This is a genomic window from Rhodopseudomonas pentothenatexigens (genome assembly GCF_900218015.1).
Classification (GTDB): domain Bacteria; phylum Pseudomonadota; class Alphaproteobacteria; order Rhizobiales; family Xanthobacteraceae; genus Rhodopseudomonas; species Rhodopseudomonas pentothenatexigens.
Genome location: NZ_UFQQ01000011.1, coordinates 151,748 through 163,976, shown reverse-complemented (window position 1 = coordinate 163,976; position 12,229 = coordinate 151,748). Strand labels below are relative to the sequence as shown.

The window sequence follows — 12,229 nt, the reverse complement described above, 5'->3', positions numbered from 1 at the left end:
ATCCGGCCTTCGCCCGCGCGAGGGGCGAAGATCGCGAACCGCGCGTCGCCTTGCGGCGCGCCACCCCGGCGGTTTTTGGCTGAAGGGCCGCTCTTCCGGGATACGGCGAGCTTGCGGGCTTTCCCCGGCCTCTACTCGACCCGTCCAGCCTCTGAAGCGGCGGCCGCTCGTAGTAGCGGCGGACGGTGACCCTCAGCCTCCCGGACGCGTGGGTGCGAGCCACGACGCGCAGGACGCCGTATCCCGCTCCGCCTCGCAAGCGCCCTCGAGAAGCGCCCCTCGCGAACGAGACGAATAGGAATATAAGCCGTGGTCGCGGGCTTGTCAACCGATCTGAATGCGCGTTTCCTGCGCCGTCAGGCTTGAAATCCATTTATATAGTTATTTATATAGGTCGGCTGTGTCCAAGGATCTTCCGAAGCGCTTGGTCTGGATCGCATCCAGCCGCCGCGACATGCAGACTCTTCCGAAGAGCATTCGCCGGAGCTTCGGCACGGCGCTGTTCGCGGCGCAGATGGCGTAGCGCCGCCCATCGCCAAGGTGCTGAAGGGGTTCGGCGGCGCCGGCGTGTTGGAGTTGATTGAAGACGATCGAAGCGGGACGTACCGCGCGGCCTATACCGTGCGCTTCGCGACGGCGGTCTACGTACTACACGTTTTCCAGAAGAAGTCGAAACAGGGCATCGCGACACCGCATCAAGATATCGAGCTGGTCCGATCGCGATTGAAGGTCGCTGAAGAATTGCACAGGAAGGCCGACCATGAAAACTCATGAAATCAGCAGCGGCAACGTATTCGCCGATCTCGGCTTTGCCGACTCCGAACAGGAACTGGTTAAGGCCAAGCTGACGGCGCAGATCTACAAACTTCTCTCCGAACGCTGCATGACGCAGGGGGCGGCGGCGAAGCTTCTCGGCACCACGCAGCCGCAAGTCTCGGCGCTGATGCGCTGTCGGCCGACGTCGATCTCGGTCGGACGACTGATGGAATTTCTGACTCTGCTTGGGCAGGACGTGCAGGTCACTGTGAAGCCCGCTCCGCGCCGGAAAGCGGCGGGCGGGGCGGGGCGTTTGTCGGTCGTGGTGCAGGCTTAGAGGCGCGGCCCAACTATCTGCTCTCCACAATCCTCTTGATATTCCCCAGCCCCAGCTCGGCCTCCGCGCTCATCCGCTCCACCATCTCGGGCGTCGGCGGTTTCGGCCGTGCCGGATTGCGCAGGATGCGGGTGAAGCGGGTGCCGCCGGCCACAGCTTCGAACGTGTAGTGCACCACCACCGGGCCCATGAAGCTGGTGGTGGTCATGCCGATCCACAGCGTCGGGCGGTCGCTGGCGATCACCAGCCAGTCGAGATCGACCGGGCCGGTGCGGGTCGACCAGTGTTCGTGGAAAGTGTCGCCGAACCCCATCGGGCGGTCGTCGCAGTCGAGCGCGTGGGAGGAGGGCAGCCATTCCGGCCACGACCTGGGGTTAGTGACGTAGTCGAACACGGTTTCCGGCGGCGCGGCGATCACCATTGCATGACGGATTTGGAACGCCGAGGTGGCGGTCGCGGCGGTGGTGGACATCCGGGTTCCTCATCAGGTGTCGCGCGGCGGCTGCAGTGCGGGCTGCGCGATCGGCACGTGCATCGGCGATTGGCGAAGCCGCGCAGCCGATCACAGGCCGATACGAGCAGCGAAGCGCGACTTTCAGGTCCGGAGAGTGTACTTAAGTCGATGTCGGGTAATGACCCGTTGCAGACCTCTGCGCCTTTTGTCCCGTTGCGGAGCCGCCTGCATTGAGATTTTTCTCGTCGCCGCGGCGGATCGTCGAGGTCCGGGCGCTTTGAGCGACTCGCCAGCAAGTTCCGTCAAAGAATAGGTCAAAGTGAGCGGCCTACTCAAAGCGCAAGCCAAACAGTCCCCCGGTGTCCGTGGCGTCAGTCAGCTTCGTCTCCATCACGCGCGAGCGAACATCAAAGCCAGGCTTGAAACCCTCCTGCGGCAGCGCATCAGAGTTCATCGTGACGATATACTGAAACCCCGCAGCTTCGGCACGTTCGGCGCCGAGTTGCAGCGCTTTGGCCACTTGCCGCTCGTCTACGCCGTCGAACAGATGGCTGTCATGGATCAGGAAGCCGGGACCGCGGCCGTTCTTCAAGCTGATTTCCGTCAACATGAGATCGAAGCAGAATATCTGCATGTTGGTGATGCCCTTGCTTCGTTGTCCGTCGATATGGACCTCGAATTGGGGGCCGCTTCCGGTTTCGGAAATCGTCAGGCTGCCGGCCTTCTCGTAAAGGGATTCAGAGAGCGACTCGAAGGAAAGGATAGCTTCACGGATGATGTCAGCCCGCTCATGGATGTCGTCGCGTAGCGACTTGGTCAGGTTGGCGCGCTCGATGTCGAGTTCCGCCTTGGTGCTCTCGATACGTTCAGCGGTGTCGAGACGTTGCCGAAGGCCCTCGACCTCAGCTTCGGCCCGACCGGTTTCCTCGCGTAGCGAAGTGTAGTGTTCCAATGCTCCGCCGGAGCGCAGCACGCCCATGATCTGCCGACGGCGCCGGTCGCGCTCTAAAGTGCGCTGATCGCGTTCGGCAACACGTGCCTCGGCGGAGGCGATCTCGGCTGCCAGATGCGCACGCCGGTTCTCGATGATTGTCCGGTGGAAACGCTCAACTTCGTCGAAACGCCGCCGCACCATGTCGGGCAGAACGATCCCTGCCTCGGCATATAGCTTCGAGACATCGCCCAGATCGGGCGCATCTTCGTCGGTCAGCGAGGCGCGTAGCTGCTGAAGGAGATCGCCATCGACTACGTTCTCCACGTTCATGCCATCAATTTCGCGCGTGATTTCGTTCGCCTCTCGCTCCAGCGCTTTATATTCCGGCACGACCTCGAAAGTCTCAAGCTGCTGCCGCAGCCGCACCGCGCGTGCCTCGGCGATCGTCAGCTTCGTCCTGAGATCGGCCGCCTTACCGAAGAACCGGCCAAGGTCGCCGCTGCGGGCGGCCTTGCGTAATTCTTGCGCGACCTTTTCCTGCGCGCGCAACTCCTGAAAGCGGCCGGGGATGCTCCAGTCGAGGCCGAGCAGGTAGCAGATCGAGACTTGCTGATCCCATGCCTGCTGCATCGCCGAATGCTGCATCGGTTGCTGGAAGCCGCCGCTGTTTTGACGGCGGACGAAATAGGAGAAGAGCGAGCGGAACGACGGGTGGAAGCGCTCGGCTTCATCCTCAACCGAAATCGGAAGGCCGAACCAGAGCTGGCCGAGATTGGCCTTCCAGTTCTCGTTCGAGAGCTCGAACATCCCGGCGCGGCTGTCGAACTGCGGCGAGATCGGCCAAATCTCCACCGGACCGTTGACCACGATCCGGCTTGGCTTGGTGCCGGTGCGCGCGGCCGAGATAGTGTCTCCTTTGATGTCGACGACGACGTCGAACGTCCAAGCCGACAGCACGTCGGAGCGAAAGATGCTGTCCTTCCGGGCATCGGCGCCGAACAGGAAATGGACCAGCTCGATGAAGCTAGTTTTGCCAGCACCATTCCTCGACTGGCGATCGTTCGCGCCTTCGCTCTTGTCGGCCAGCAGGATGTTCAGGCCGGGTTTGAAAGTCAGCGTCTTGAAAGACGAGAGGTCGCTTCCGAACCGGCGGATCATGACTGGACCCTCCGCACCAAGCCTCGATCGTAATCAACTGCGCCGATCATAAACAACAGGTCGAGTGACAGGATGAACCACTGATAATCAATCGGGGCGTTGGGTGCGTGGAGCGAGCGCCGTCCGCGCATCTCGTCCCACAGCCGCGACATAGTCATCGGCCGCTTGAGGATATCGAGAACCTCGGCGCCTACGCCGATCAACGCGCGATCGGAACGGACATGCTTCGTCGGGAGGATCATGGTGCCTCCACAGCAATGACGATCGGATCTTCGAAGATGTCGCAGCTATCGAAGAAATAGGCGAGGACAGCCAGCGCCGCGCCTTGCCGTGTCGGCTCGCCGTTGAAGCCAGCGTAGTCCTGAAGGTGCTTGAAGATCGTATCGGCCGAAAGGTCAAAAGCCTTCAACTCGGCGTAGCGCAGACGGAAAGCCTCGGCGATGCGTTCGCCGAGATCGGGACGCGGGCTTTTGCGGAAGAAGGTTCCGACGAGCGCCGACTTCCGACGACCGATGCGTAGGAACAGGTCCGATTCTTCGGACAGGGCGTTTTTCTCCAGCTTTTCGGGTGACGGTGGCGTCAGGGGCGGATCGCTCGGATTGGGTTCCTGCCGCTGAAGTGCCTCGATGATCGGCACCAGATCGGCCATAACGAGACGATCCACGATCGCGATCGACGCCGCGGGACCGAAGAGAGCCTGAAGTGGCGACAGATCGAGCTTCATGGCAAGATCGAGCAATTCCGGCTCCGACCAAGTTGCGATCTTAAGCGGCGCATGGGCCTGACGAAGCCCGTCGAGATGCTGGACTGCGTTCGGCGGAAGTCCGCGCCCGTCATTATGGACGAACACCCATTCCTGCATATTACCGCCCCAATGGGCGCGTGCGCCGTGGAAGTCCGCATCGACCTTGGCGATGAGCTCGGCTTCCTTCATGGCGTCGGGCGCGTAGCACTGGAATACCGAGCCGGAGCTGATCCGGCGGCCGTCGCATTTCAGATCGCCATAGGGTCCGTAGGGGCGAACTTCCTCGAAATCGGGGCCAAAGGCGTAGCCCGCCAGAAGAACGAACCAATCCTGAAAGGCTGCGCCTTTCTTCGTATGAAAGGCTAGACGGAAGCGGTCGACGTAAATGGACCGTTGCAGCTCATCCATGGCGCCGCCTTGGCGATGGATCGCCGCTCTTCTTCCGGGCTGGCACCGCGTCCACCGGCGCAAGATCGCCCAGATGATGAATCCGCATCGCCGGCCGTTTGGGCAGTTTGACGGTCAGCTCCAGTTCGCCCCCGACAGCTTCCACGTAGTTGCGCAGCGTCGAGAGGTGCATATCTGTCTGCCTCTCGATCTTCGAGACCGAAGGCTGGGTAATGTTGAGGGCGAAAGCGATGTCCGCTTGCGCCTTGCCCACTATCTGGCGCAGTTCGCGCAAACCGTCGACGTCCTGCCTCAATGCGTCATGGTAGGCTTCGCCCGCGACCTGCTGATCAAGAGGAAGGACGGCAATGATATCGTTGCGGCTCCGGCCCATCCTGCTGTCCATTCTTGATGAGTGTTAGTCGTATCAGGCCAACCCCCTCCGAGAGCCCCCCATAACGAGATCCCGCGTCGGACGTGCTCACGTGCATAGCCCTGAAGCTATATTCATGTCAATGGTGTGATGCCTATCTATCCCTTGACAGGATGCAAGATTCCGAACTCCGAGCACCCGAACCCCTCTTAAAGGAGGGCTACAGCGTGAACGTACTTCTCATCATCACCCGGCGCGGCGCGAAACTTTCAATCTAAGAACGGTCGCGTCTGTAATTCCGCTTCTCGCCCATGGCGGCCATTAGGGCGTGTCGACCCTGTTGGCCGCCGCTTCTCCGGTCGGCTCACCGCCGCTCCACGATCTTCTTGATATTCCCGAGCCCCAGCTCGGCCTCCGCGCTCATCCGCTCGACCATCTCCGGCGTCGGCGGTTTCGGCCGTGCCGGATTGCGCAGGATGCGGGTGAAGCGGGTGCCGCCGGCCACGGCTTCGAACGTGTAGTGCACCACCACCGGGCCCATGAAACTGGTGGTGGCCATGCCGATCCACAGCGTCGGGCGGTCGCAGGCGATCACCAGCCAGTCGAGATCGACCGGGCCGGTGCGGGTCGACCAGTGTTCGTGGAAGGTGTCGCCGAACCCCATCGGGCGGTCGTCGCAGTCCAGCGCGTGCGAGGAGGGCAGCCATTCCGGCCACGACCTGGGGTTGGTGACGTAGTCGAACACGGTTTCGGGCGGCGCGGCGATCACCACTGCATGGCGGATTTCGAACGGCGAGGTGGCGGTCGCGGCGGTGGTGGACATCCGGATTCCTCATCGAGGGTTGCGCGGCGGCCGCGGTTCGGGCGGCGCCGTCGGGGCGGGTGAGGCGGGACTATTCATCGCAAGGCCGCTCAATTCTTGCGCGAATTGCCGGTTCCGTTCTGTTTCGGGACATTTCCGGCATTTCACGTGGCAAAAAGGCAACGGCGGGGTGCAATTGCGGTGCCTTCGCGGAAAAAAAGATACCGCCGGGCGAACGCCTCCCGCAAAATCCCGACCAATTAGCTCGGCCAACGAGCAAACGGTTTCCAGATCAGATGATTTCGGGGTGCGGCGTGCGATTGAAGGCGACAGGGATGAGCGCTGTGGCGGCGATGTTGATCGCCGTCTCCGGCGCGTCGGCGCAGGAGGCGAAGCCGACGCCGGCAGCCGTGGTGCAGCAGGGCTACGACGCGCTGTTCAATCAGATGTATCAGCAGCCGGCGAATCTCGACGTCAGCTTCACGTTCGCCCATGCGGCGGTCGAGCGCGGCGACTACGAGGCGGCGATCGGCGCGCTGGAGCGGATGCTGTTCTTCAATCCCGACCTGCCCCGGGTGAAGCTCGAACTCGGCGTGCTGTATTTCAAGCTGGCGTCCTACGAGATCGCGCGCGGCTATCTGGCCGACGCGATCAAGGGCGGCAACGTGCCGGACGACATCCGCGCCCAGGTGATGGCGTATCTCGCCGAGATCGACCGCCGGATGTCCAAACACGAATACAGCGTGTTCATGCACGGCGGCATGCGCTATCAGACCAACGCCAATATCGGCCCGAACTCGCTCCAGGTGCGCGCGCTCGGCCAGGACGCGATCCTCGATCCGCGGTTCGGCCGCAAGCCGGATTGGAATGCGTTCCAGACCATTACCGCCGCCTACGCCTACAAGCTCAATCTGCGTGGCGACGCGATCGAGACCACCTTCCTCGGCTACAATTCGCGGCAATTCACCCAGAGCCAGTTCAATCTCGGCCTGCTCGAAGGCACCATCGGCCACCGTGTCGGGCTCGGCCAGAGCGCCTCGTTCAAATACTACGCGATCGGCGACAAGGTCTGGCTCGGCGACTACAGCTATTTCAGCGCGCTCGGCGGCGGCCTGTCGGCGCGCTCGACGATCGGCGACAACGGCCTGATCGAAGGCTATGTCGAGACCCGGCATCGCAAGTTCAGCGACTCCACCTACTATCCGACCGCCGGCACCCAGACCGGCGACCTGACGACCGCGGCGATCACCACCGACTTCAGGTTCGGGCCGGTGCACTGGACCACGCGCGGCGGCTACGACGTCAACAAGGCGGTCGCCGACTACAACAGCTACAAGCGCTATTCGATCGACATGGCGTTCCCGGTCCAGTTCGTGGTGCCGGTGTTCGGCCAGCCGCATCAGTTCGTGGTGGCCCCGACGATCGGCTACAGCCGCTCGACCTACGATGCGCCGAACTTCATCGTCGATCCGACCACGGCGCGGCGCGAGGACGAATATCGCTACGGCGCGATCCTCGATGCGCAGATCGCCGGCAATGTCGGGCTGCGCACCCAGGTGCTGTACACCAAGATCGACTCCAACCTGCCGAACTATCGCACCAACAACCTGTCGGCCTCGATGGGCCCGACGGTGCGTTTCTGAGGAGGCTCGCGATGCGTCTGTCGGGATGGATGATCGGAGCCGCCGCGCTGATCGCAGCCGGGGGCGGGGCGAAGGTCGCGATCGCCCAGGAGGTCGGCAAGGCCTCGGCGGTGAACCCCGCCGCCACCGCCAATCTGCGCACGATCTCGATCGGCGCGTCGATCACCCACAAGGAGCGGATCAAGACCACCGACAAGGGCTCGGTGCAGATCCTGTTCATCGACAAGACCTCGATGACGATCGGCCCGAACAGCGATCTGACGATCGACGAATACGTCTATGATCCGAACGCCGGCAGCGGCAAGCTGGCGGCGCGGCTCGGCAAGGGCGCGCTGCGCTTCGTCGGCGGCCAGATCAGCCACACCGGCGACGCCGAGATCAAGACCGCCTCGGCGACCATCGGCATCCGCGGCGGCGTGGCGATGATCGGCCCGGGCTTCGTGTTCGCCGGCTACGGCAATTCCACGGTGACGACGCAAGGCGGCACCGTGACGCTCGGCGCCGGCGAATTCACCCAGACCCCCGGCGGCGCCCAGCCGCCGTCGCCGCCGGCCCCGCCGCCGCCGAACTTCGTGCAGAATCTGATCCGCTCGTTCCAGAGCGCGCCCGGCCAGAGCGGCGGCGCCGGGCAGGGCACCGCCTCGCGCGGCAATGTGCAGCGCGCCGAAGCGCGGGCCACCGGCAGCCCGAACGGCTCGGTCGCGGGCTCGCTGACCCCGCAGCCGCCGCCGACGCCGCTGCCGCAGATCAATCAGGTGGCGTCGAACCTCAACCAGACGATCCAGACCTCGACCCAGCAAGCGGCGGTGCAGCAGACGGAGTCGCAGCACAGCGAGTCCCTGGTCGGGTTCATCGGCGGCCTGATGACGGCGTGGCTGACCTCGGGCAGCTACTCGTACGGCGGTTCCTCGGTCGGTCCGTACACCGGGACCGCCACGGTGGGGATCGACAGCACCAGGCGCCGGGTCCAGGCGAATTTCGACGGCACGGTGTCGCACGGTCAGCAAGGCCAGTATCTGCCGGGATCGTTCAACTATCAGTTCGGCTTTCTCGATACGAACGAAGACGCGCAGGGCGGCTATTACGACTCGTCGAACTTCGCCGCCGGGCCGGCGATCCGCAGGAACGGCGAGATCGTCTCCAAGATCGACAACGCGCCGATCACCAACCACACCGGCGTGATGGTGTCGCTGTCGCGCGACATGGCGCAGCAATACGTCTCGGAATACGGCTTCGGCAACGTCTCGCCGTGCGACTGCGACTACACCAAATGGGGGTTCTGGAGCAGCGTCAGCGACCAGGGTCCGTACAAGGACTTCGCCCACGGCTTCTGGGTCGCCGGCCGCCCGACCACCGCCGGCGAGGTGCCGCTGAGCGGGCAGGCGACCTATGCGGGCCACGTCGCCGCCGCGATCGAGAACGCCGGCAGCAGCTATTACGCGGCTGGTGCCTTCAACAACACCGTGAATTTCGGCACCCGCACCGGGCAGGTCTCGGTCACCGGCCTCGACGGCACCAACTACACCGGGCAGGTGTCGCTGCTGCAAGGCTCGACCGCGTTCGGCGGCACGCTCGCCGGCAATGTCGGTGGCCGCAATATGGCGGTGGACGGTTCGTTCTTCCGCGGCGTCGCCGGTCCGGTCGGCGAGATGGGCGGCAGCGTCTCGCTCAGCGGGCCGAGCTATCTCGGCGCCGGCATCTTCGCCGCCAAGATGCAGTGAGCGCGGCCTGAAATTGCCGTGCTTACATGTGAGCCGGCGGCCCGGCGTGGCGGCCGATGGCGGCCGACTGCTGATCGATCCGGCCGGCGCTCGGCGGCACGTAGCGGGCGGTGGCGCTGGCGCGCTGCCGGGTCGTCTGGTCGGTGACTTCGACGGAAACTTCGAGCGTGTCGGCGGAGGGCGCGCTGGCCGTTACGGCGGCCGGACGGTCACCCAGCACGCGCTGTGCGGCCGCTGTCGATACCGCGGTGCGGCGCTGCTCGGTCAGTGGCGCGCTGGCGGCGAGCGCGCGGACGCCGGCCAATGCCGCCTCGTCGGCGAGGCGCTGCAGCGGCCGGTCTGTATGACCCAGCAGCGGCACCGCGTAGACCGCGCCAAATCCGACCGGGGCGGCGAGCAGCAGAGCCAGCGGTGCGGTGAGCCGGAGACGGGAGCGGTGCGGTCCCATGGCGTGATCCTCCTGATCGTCGCCGCGGCGCAGCACGCGCTGCCTCCGCGCCGGGCGCGGGCGTGGCCGGTGCTCCCGGTCCGCCCTGCAATCTGCTAACGTCGCGCCGATGGACCAGTTCCCCGATCCCGGCATCGATCCCAGCCGAGCCGAGCGCCGGCCGCTTGCGCCATGCGTCTGCTGAGCCGCTCCGCCCATCCGGTGCTGGTCCGGGCCGCGCGCGGCCTGGTGCGGCTGCGCTGGCTCGCCCGCGGCAAGTACATGCGCGCGGCGGCGGCGGCGCTGCTGATGCTGCTCGCGCTCACCGCCTTGCGCACCTACGAGCCGCGGATCGTCACCGAGACCAAGGAGCGCGCCTTCGACGCCTATCAGCGGCTGCAGCCGCGGCAGCCTGCGCCGGATCTGCCGGTGCGGATCGTCGACATCGACGAGACCTCGCTCGCGGCGTTCGGCCAGTGGCCGTGGCCGCGGACGCGGCTGGCGGCGTTGACCAAGCGGCTCGGCGAGCTCGGCGCCGGCGTGATCGCCTACGACATCATCTTCTCCGAGCCCGACCGCACCACGCCGGAGCGGCTGATCGCCGATCTGGCGGCGTCCGATCTGCCCGACCGCGACCGCGCGGTGGCGCTGCTGAAGAGCCTGCCGGATCACGATGCGAGCTTCGCCGAGGCGATGCAGCGGACCGGCGCCGTGCTCGGCTTCGCCGCGACCCGGCGCCCCAACGACACCCGGCCGTCGGTGAAGACCGGGCTGGCGTTCGTCGGCATCACCCCGACCACGGTGCTGCCGCCGTTCCGCGGCGCGGTCGCCAATCTGCCGATGCTCGACGAGGCGGCGTCCGGGATCGGCGCGATCAACCTGTCGGCGCGCGACCGCTCCGGCGTGGTGCGGCGGCTGCCGATGCTGATGTCGGACGGAGCCCGGGTGTATCCGAGCCTCGCGGTCGAAGCGCTGCGGGTCGCGCAGGGCCAGAAGGGCGTGATCGTGCGCGGCACCGGCGCGTCGGGCGACGACGACACCGGCCATGCGGCGCTGGTCGACATGCGGGTCGGTCAGTTCAAGCTGCCGCTGACCGACGACGGCGAGGTTTGGCTGTACTACACCCGCGACGATCCGGAGCGCTACGTCTCGGCCAAGGACGTGCTCGACCCGGCGCAGACCGAGCGAATGCGCGACCGGCTCGAAGGCACCATCGTGCTGGTCGGCACCACTGCGTCGGGGCTGGTCGATGCCCGCGCCACGGCGATCGGGCAGGTGATGCCCGGGGTCGCGATCCAGGCGCAGATGATCGAACAGATCGTGTCGCAGGAATTTCTCGAACGCCCAGATTGGGCGCGCGGCTTCGAGATCGTGATGACGCTGCTGCTCGGCTCGCTGGTGGCGGCGCTGGTGCTGCTCGCCGGGGCGCGGTTCTCGCTGGTCGCCTGCGGCCTGGTGTTCGTCGGCGCGATCGGCGGCTCGTGGATCGCGTTCTCGCAGTTCCGGCTGCTGATCGATCCGGTGTATCCGTCGCTGGCGACGCTGTTGACCTACATCGCGGTCGAGCGGGTGCTGCACACCGCCTCCGACCGCGAGAAGAAGTTCGTGCGCCAGGCGTTCGGGCAATATCTGGCGCCGGATCTGCTCGCCCAGCTCGAACGCGCGCCGGACGGGCTGCGCCTCGGCGGCGAGCAGCGCGAGCTCAGCGTGATGTTCATGGACGTGCGCGGCTTCACGCCGATCTCGGAGACGCTGAGTGCGACCGAGCTGGTCGATTTCATCAACACCCTGCTGTCGCCGCTGTCGGATGCGATCCAGGACGAGCTCGGCACCATCGACAAGTACATCGGCGATTCGATCATGGCGTTCTGGAACGCCCCGGTCGACGTGCCGGATCACGCCGCGCGCGCCTGCCGCGCCGCGCTGAAGATGCGCACGGTGGTCGACCAGCTCAACGACGCCGACGCGTTCGGCTTCGCGGCCCGCGGGCTCGCCGATCCGGTGGTGCGGATCGGCGTCGGCCTCAACACCGGCGTCGCCTGCGTCGGCAACATGGGCTCGGAGAAGCGCTTCAACTATTCGGCGATGGGCGACGTGGTCAACGTCGCGGCGCGGATCGAGAGCGCGTCCAAGGAGTTCGGCACCGATCTGTTGGTGTCCGAAGAGGTCGCACGCGCCGCGCCGGGCTTGGCGCTGCTGGAAGCCGGCGAGATCATGCTGAAGGGCAAGTCGCGGCCGACCCGGCTGTACGCGCTCGCCGGCGACGAGAGCTATGCGGCCTCGGACGTCTTCGCCGAATTGCAGCGGCTGCACCGCGGTCTGCTCGACGCGCTGGCGGCGCACGACGCAACCCGCGCCCACACCACGCTCGAGGCGTGCCGCGCCGCCGCGCCGCCGGCGCTGGCCGGACTGTTTGATCACCTCGCGCGGCGCGTGGCGATGCTGGCGGCCACGCCCCATCCGGTTCTGAACCGCGCCGACGGTTAGTTGGC

The 12,229-nt window shown here is 65.6% G+C and carries 12 protein-coding genes; 5 read left to right on the top strand and 7 right to left on the bottom strand.

Going from position 1 to position 12,229, the window contains the following annotated elements; genetic code table 11:
- The first annotated feature begins 540 nt into the window (after positions 1 to 540).
- A complete protein-coding gene (locus DWA33_RS25440) occupies positions 541 to 774 on the top strand; it encodes a type II toxin-antitoxin system RelE/ParE family toxin (RefSeq protein WP_244601279.1) in 234 nt (77 codons plus the stop codon).
- A complete protein-coding gene (locus DWA33_RS12535) occupies positions 761 to 1,093 on the top strand; it encodes a helix-turn-helix domain-containing protein (RefSeq protein WP_114358418.1) in 333 nt (110 codons plus the stop codon). The genes DWA33_RS25440 and DWA33_RS12535 overlap by 14 nt, the downstream gene beginning before the upstream one ends.
- A gap of 13 nt (positions 1,094 to 1,106) precedes the next feature.
- On the opposite strand, the gene DWA33_RS12530 is transcribed toward DWA33_RS12535, so the two are convergent.
- The 6 genes from DWA33_RS12530 to DWA33_RS12505 all read right to left on the bottom strand — a co-directional run bounded on the left by DWA33_RS12530 (position 1,107) and on the right by DWA33_RS12505 (position 5,967).
- The gene (locus DWA33_RS12530; protein ID WP_114358417.1) at positions 1,107 to 1,565 is read right to left on the bottom strand and encodes an SRPBCC family protein; all 459 of its coding nucleotides are present in this window, start codon (positions 1,563 to 1,565) and stop codon (positions 1,107 to 1,109) included.
- A 310-nt stretch (positions 1,566 to 1,875) separates the two neighbouring features.
- Positions 1,876 to 3,639, bottom strand: coding sequence for an ABC-three component system protein (locus DWA33_RS12525; protein ID WP_114358416.1), 1,764 nt, complete (start codon positions 3,637 to 3,639; stop codon positions 1,876 to 1,878).
- Complete coding sequence (locus DWA33_RS12520; RefSeq protein ID WP_114358415.1) at positions 3,636 to 3,881, bottom strand: ABC-three component system middle component 6; 246 nt, start codon at positions 3,879 to 3,881, stop codon at positions 3,636 to 3,638. Before DWA33_RS12520 ends, DWA33_RS12525 begins: the two co-directional genes overlap by 4 nt.
- Entirely contained in the window at positions 3,878 to 4,792 is a 915-nt protein-coding gene (locus DWA33_RS12515) for an ABC-three component system protein (RefSeq protein WP_114358414.1), read from the bottom strand. The genes DWA33_RS12520 and DWA33_RS12515 overlap by 4 nt, the downstream gene beginning before the upstream one ends.
- On the bottom strand, positions 4,785 to 5,165 hold the full coding sequence (locus DWA33_RS12510; RefSeq protein WP_114358460.1) for an XRE family transcriptional regulator: 381 nt from the start codon (positions 5,163 to 5,165) through the stop codon (positions 4,785 to 4,787). Before DWA33_RS12510 ends, DWA33_RS12515 begins: the two co-directional genes overlap by 8 nt.
- A 343-nt stretch (positions 5,166 to 5,508) precedes the next feature.
- Positions 5,509 to 5,967 (bottom strand): SRPBCC family protein, encoded by a 459-nt coding sequence (locus tag DWA33_RS12505; protein ID WP_114358413.1) that lies wholly within the window; start codon positions 5,965 to 5,967, stop codon positions 5,509 to 5,511.
- A 314-nt stretch (positions 5,968 to 6,281) separates the two neighbouring features.
- Here DWA33_RS12505 and DWA33_RS12500 point away from each other — a divergent pair, with 314 nt between their 5' ends.
- Together DWA33_RS12500 and DWA33_RS12495 are read left to right on the top strand one after the other, a co-directional pair.
- Positions 6,282 to 7,589, top strand: coding sequence for a tetratricopeptide repeat protein (locus tag DWA33_RS12500; protein WP_181902408.1), 1,308 nt, complete (start codon positions 6,282 to 6,284; stop codon positions 7,587 to 7,589).
- A gap of 11 nt (positions 7,590 to 7,600) precedes the next feature.
- Positions 7,601 to 9,310, top strand: coding sequence for a FecR family protein (locus DWA33_RS12495; RefSeq protein WP_114358412.1), 1,710 nt, complete (start codon positions 7,601 to 7,603; stop codon positions 9,308 to 9,310).
- A 22-nt stretch (positions 9,311 to 9,332) separates the two neighbouring features.
- On the opposite strand, the gene DWA33_RS12490 is transcribed toward DWA33_RS12495, so the two are convergent.
- Positions 9,333 to 9,794, bottom strand: coding sequence for a hypothetical protein (locus tag DWA33_RS12490; protein WP_116080221.1), 462 nt, complete (start codon positions 9,792 to 9,794; stop codon positions 9,333 to 9,335).
- Positions 9,795 to 9,929: 135 nt separating this feature from the next.
- Between DWA33_RS12490 and DWA33_RS12485 the strand changes: the two genes are divergently transcribed.
- Complete coding sequence (locus tag DWA33_RS12485) at positions 9,930 to 12,224, top strand: CHASE2 domain-containing protein (RefSeq protein WP_114358410.1); 2,295 nt, start codon at positions 9,930 to 9,932, stop codon at positions 12,222 to 12,224.
- Positions 12,225 to 12,229 lie beyond the last annotated feature (5 nt).

Coding starts and splice junctions, on each gene's coding strand:
- DWA33_RS12505 (WP_114358413.1), bottom strand. CDS start 5,967: ATGTCCACCACCGCCGCGACCGCCACCTCGCCGTTCGAAATCCGCCAT.
- DWA33_RS12515 (WP_114358414.1), bottom strand. CDS start 4,792: ATGGATGAGCTGCAACGGTCCATTTACGTCGACCGCTTCCGTCTAGCC.
- DWA33_RS12525 (WP_114358416.1), bottom strand. CDS start 3,639: ATGATCCGCCGGTTCGGAAGCGACCTCTCGTCTTTCAAGACGCTGACT.
- DWA33_RS12520 (WP_114358415.1), bottom strand. CDS start 3,881: ATGATCCTCCCGACGAAGCATGTCCGTTCCGATCGCGCGTTGATCGGC.
- DWA33_RS12535 (WP_114358418.1), top strand. CDS start 761: ATGAAAACTCATGAAATCAGCAGCGGCAACGTATTCGCCGATCTCGGC.
- DWA33_RS12500 (WP_181902408.1), top strand. CDS start 6,282: ATGAGCGCTGTGGCGGCGATGTTGATCGCCGTCTCCGGCGCGTCGGCG.
- DWA33_RS12510 (WP_114358460.1), bottom strand. CDS start 5,165: ATGGGCCGGAGCCGCAACGATATCATTGCCGTCCTTCCTCTTGATCAG.
- DWA33_RS12485 (WP_114358410.1), top strand. CDS start 9,930: ATGCGTCTGCTGAGCCGCTCCGCCCATCCGGTGCTGGTCCGGGCCGCG.
- DWA33_RS12530 (WP_114358417.1), bottom strand. CDS start 1,565: ATGTCCACCACCGCCGCGACCGCCACCTCGGCGTTCCAAATCCGTCAT.
- DWA33_RS12495 (WP_114358412.1), top strand. CDS start 7,601: ATGCGTCTGTCGGGATGGATGATCGGAGCCGCCGCGCTGATCGCAGCC.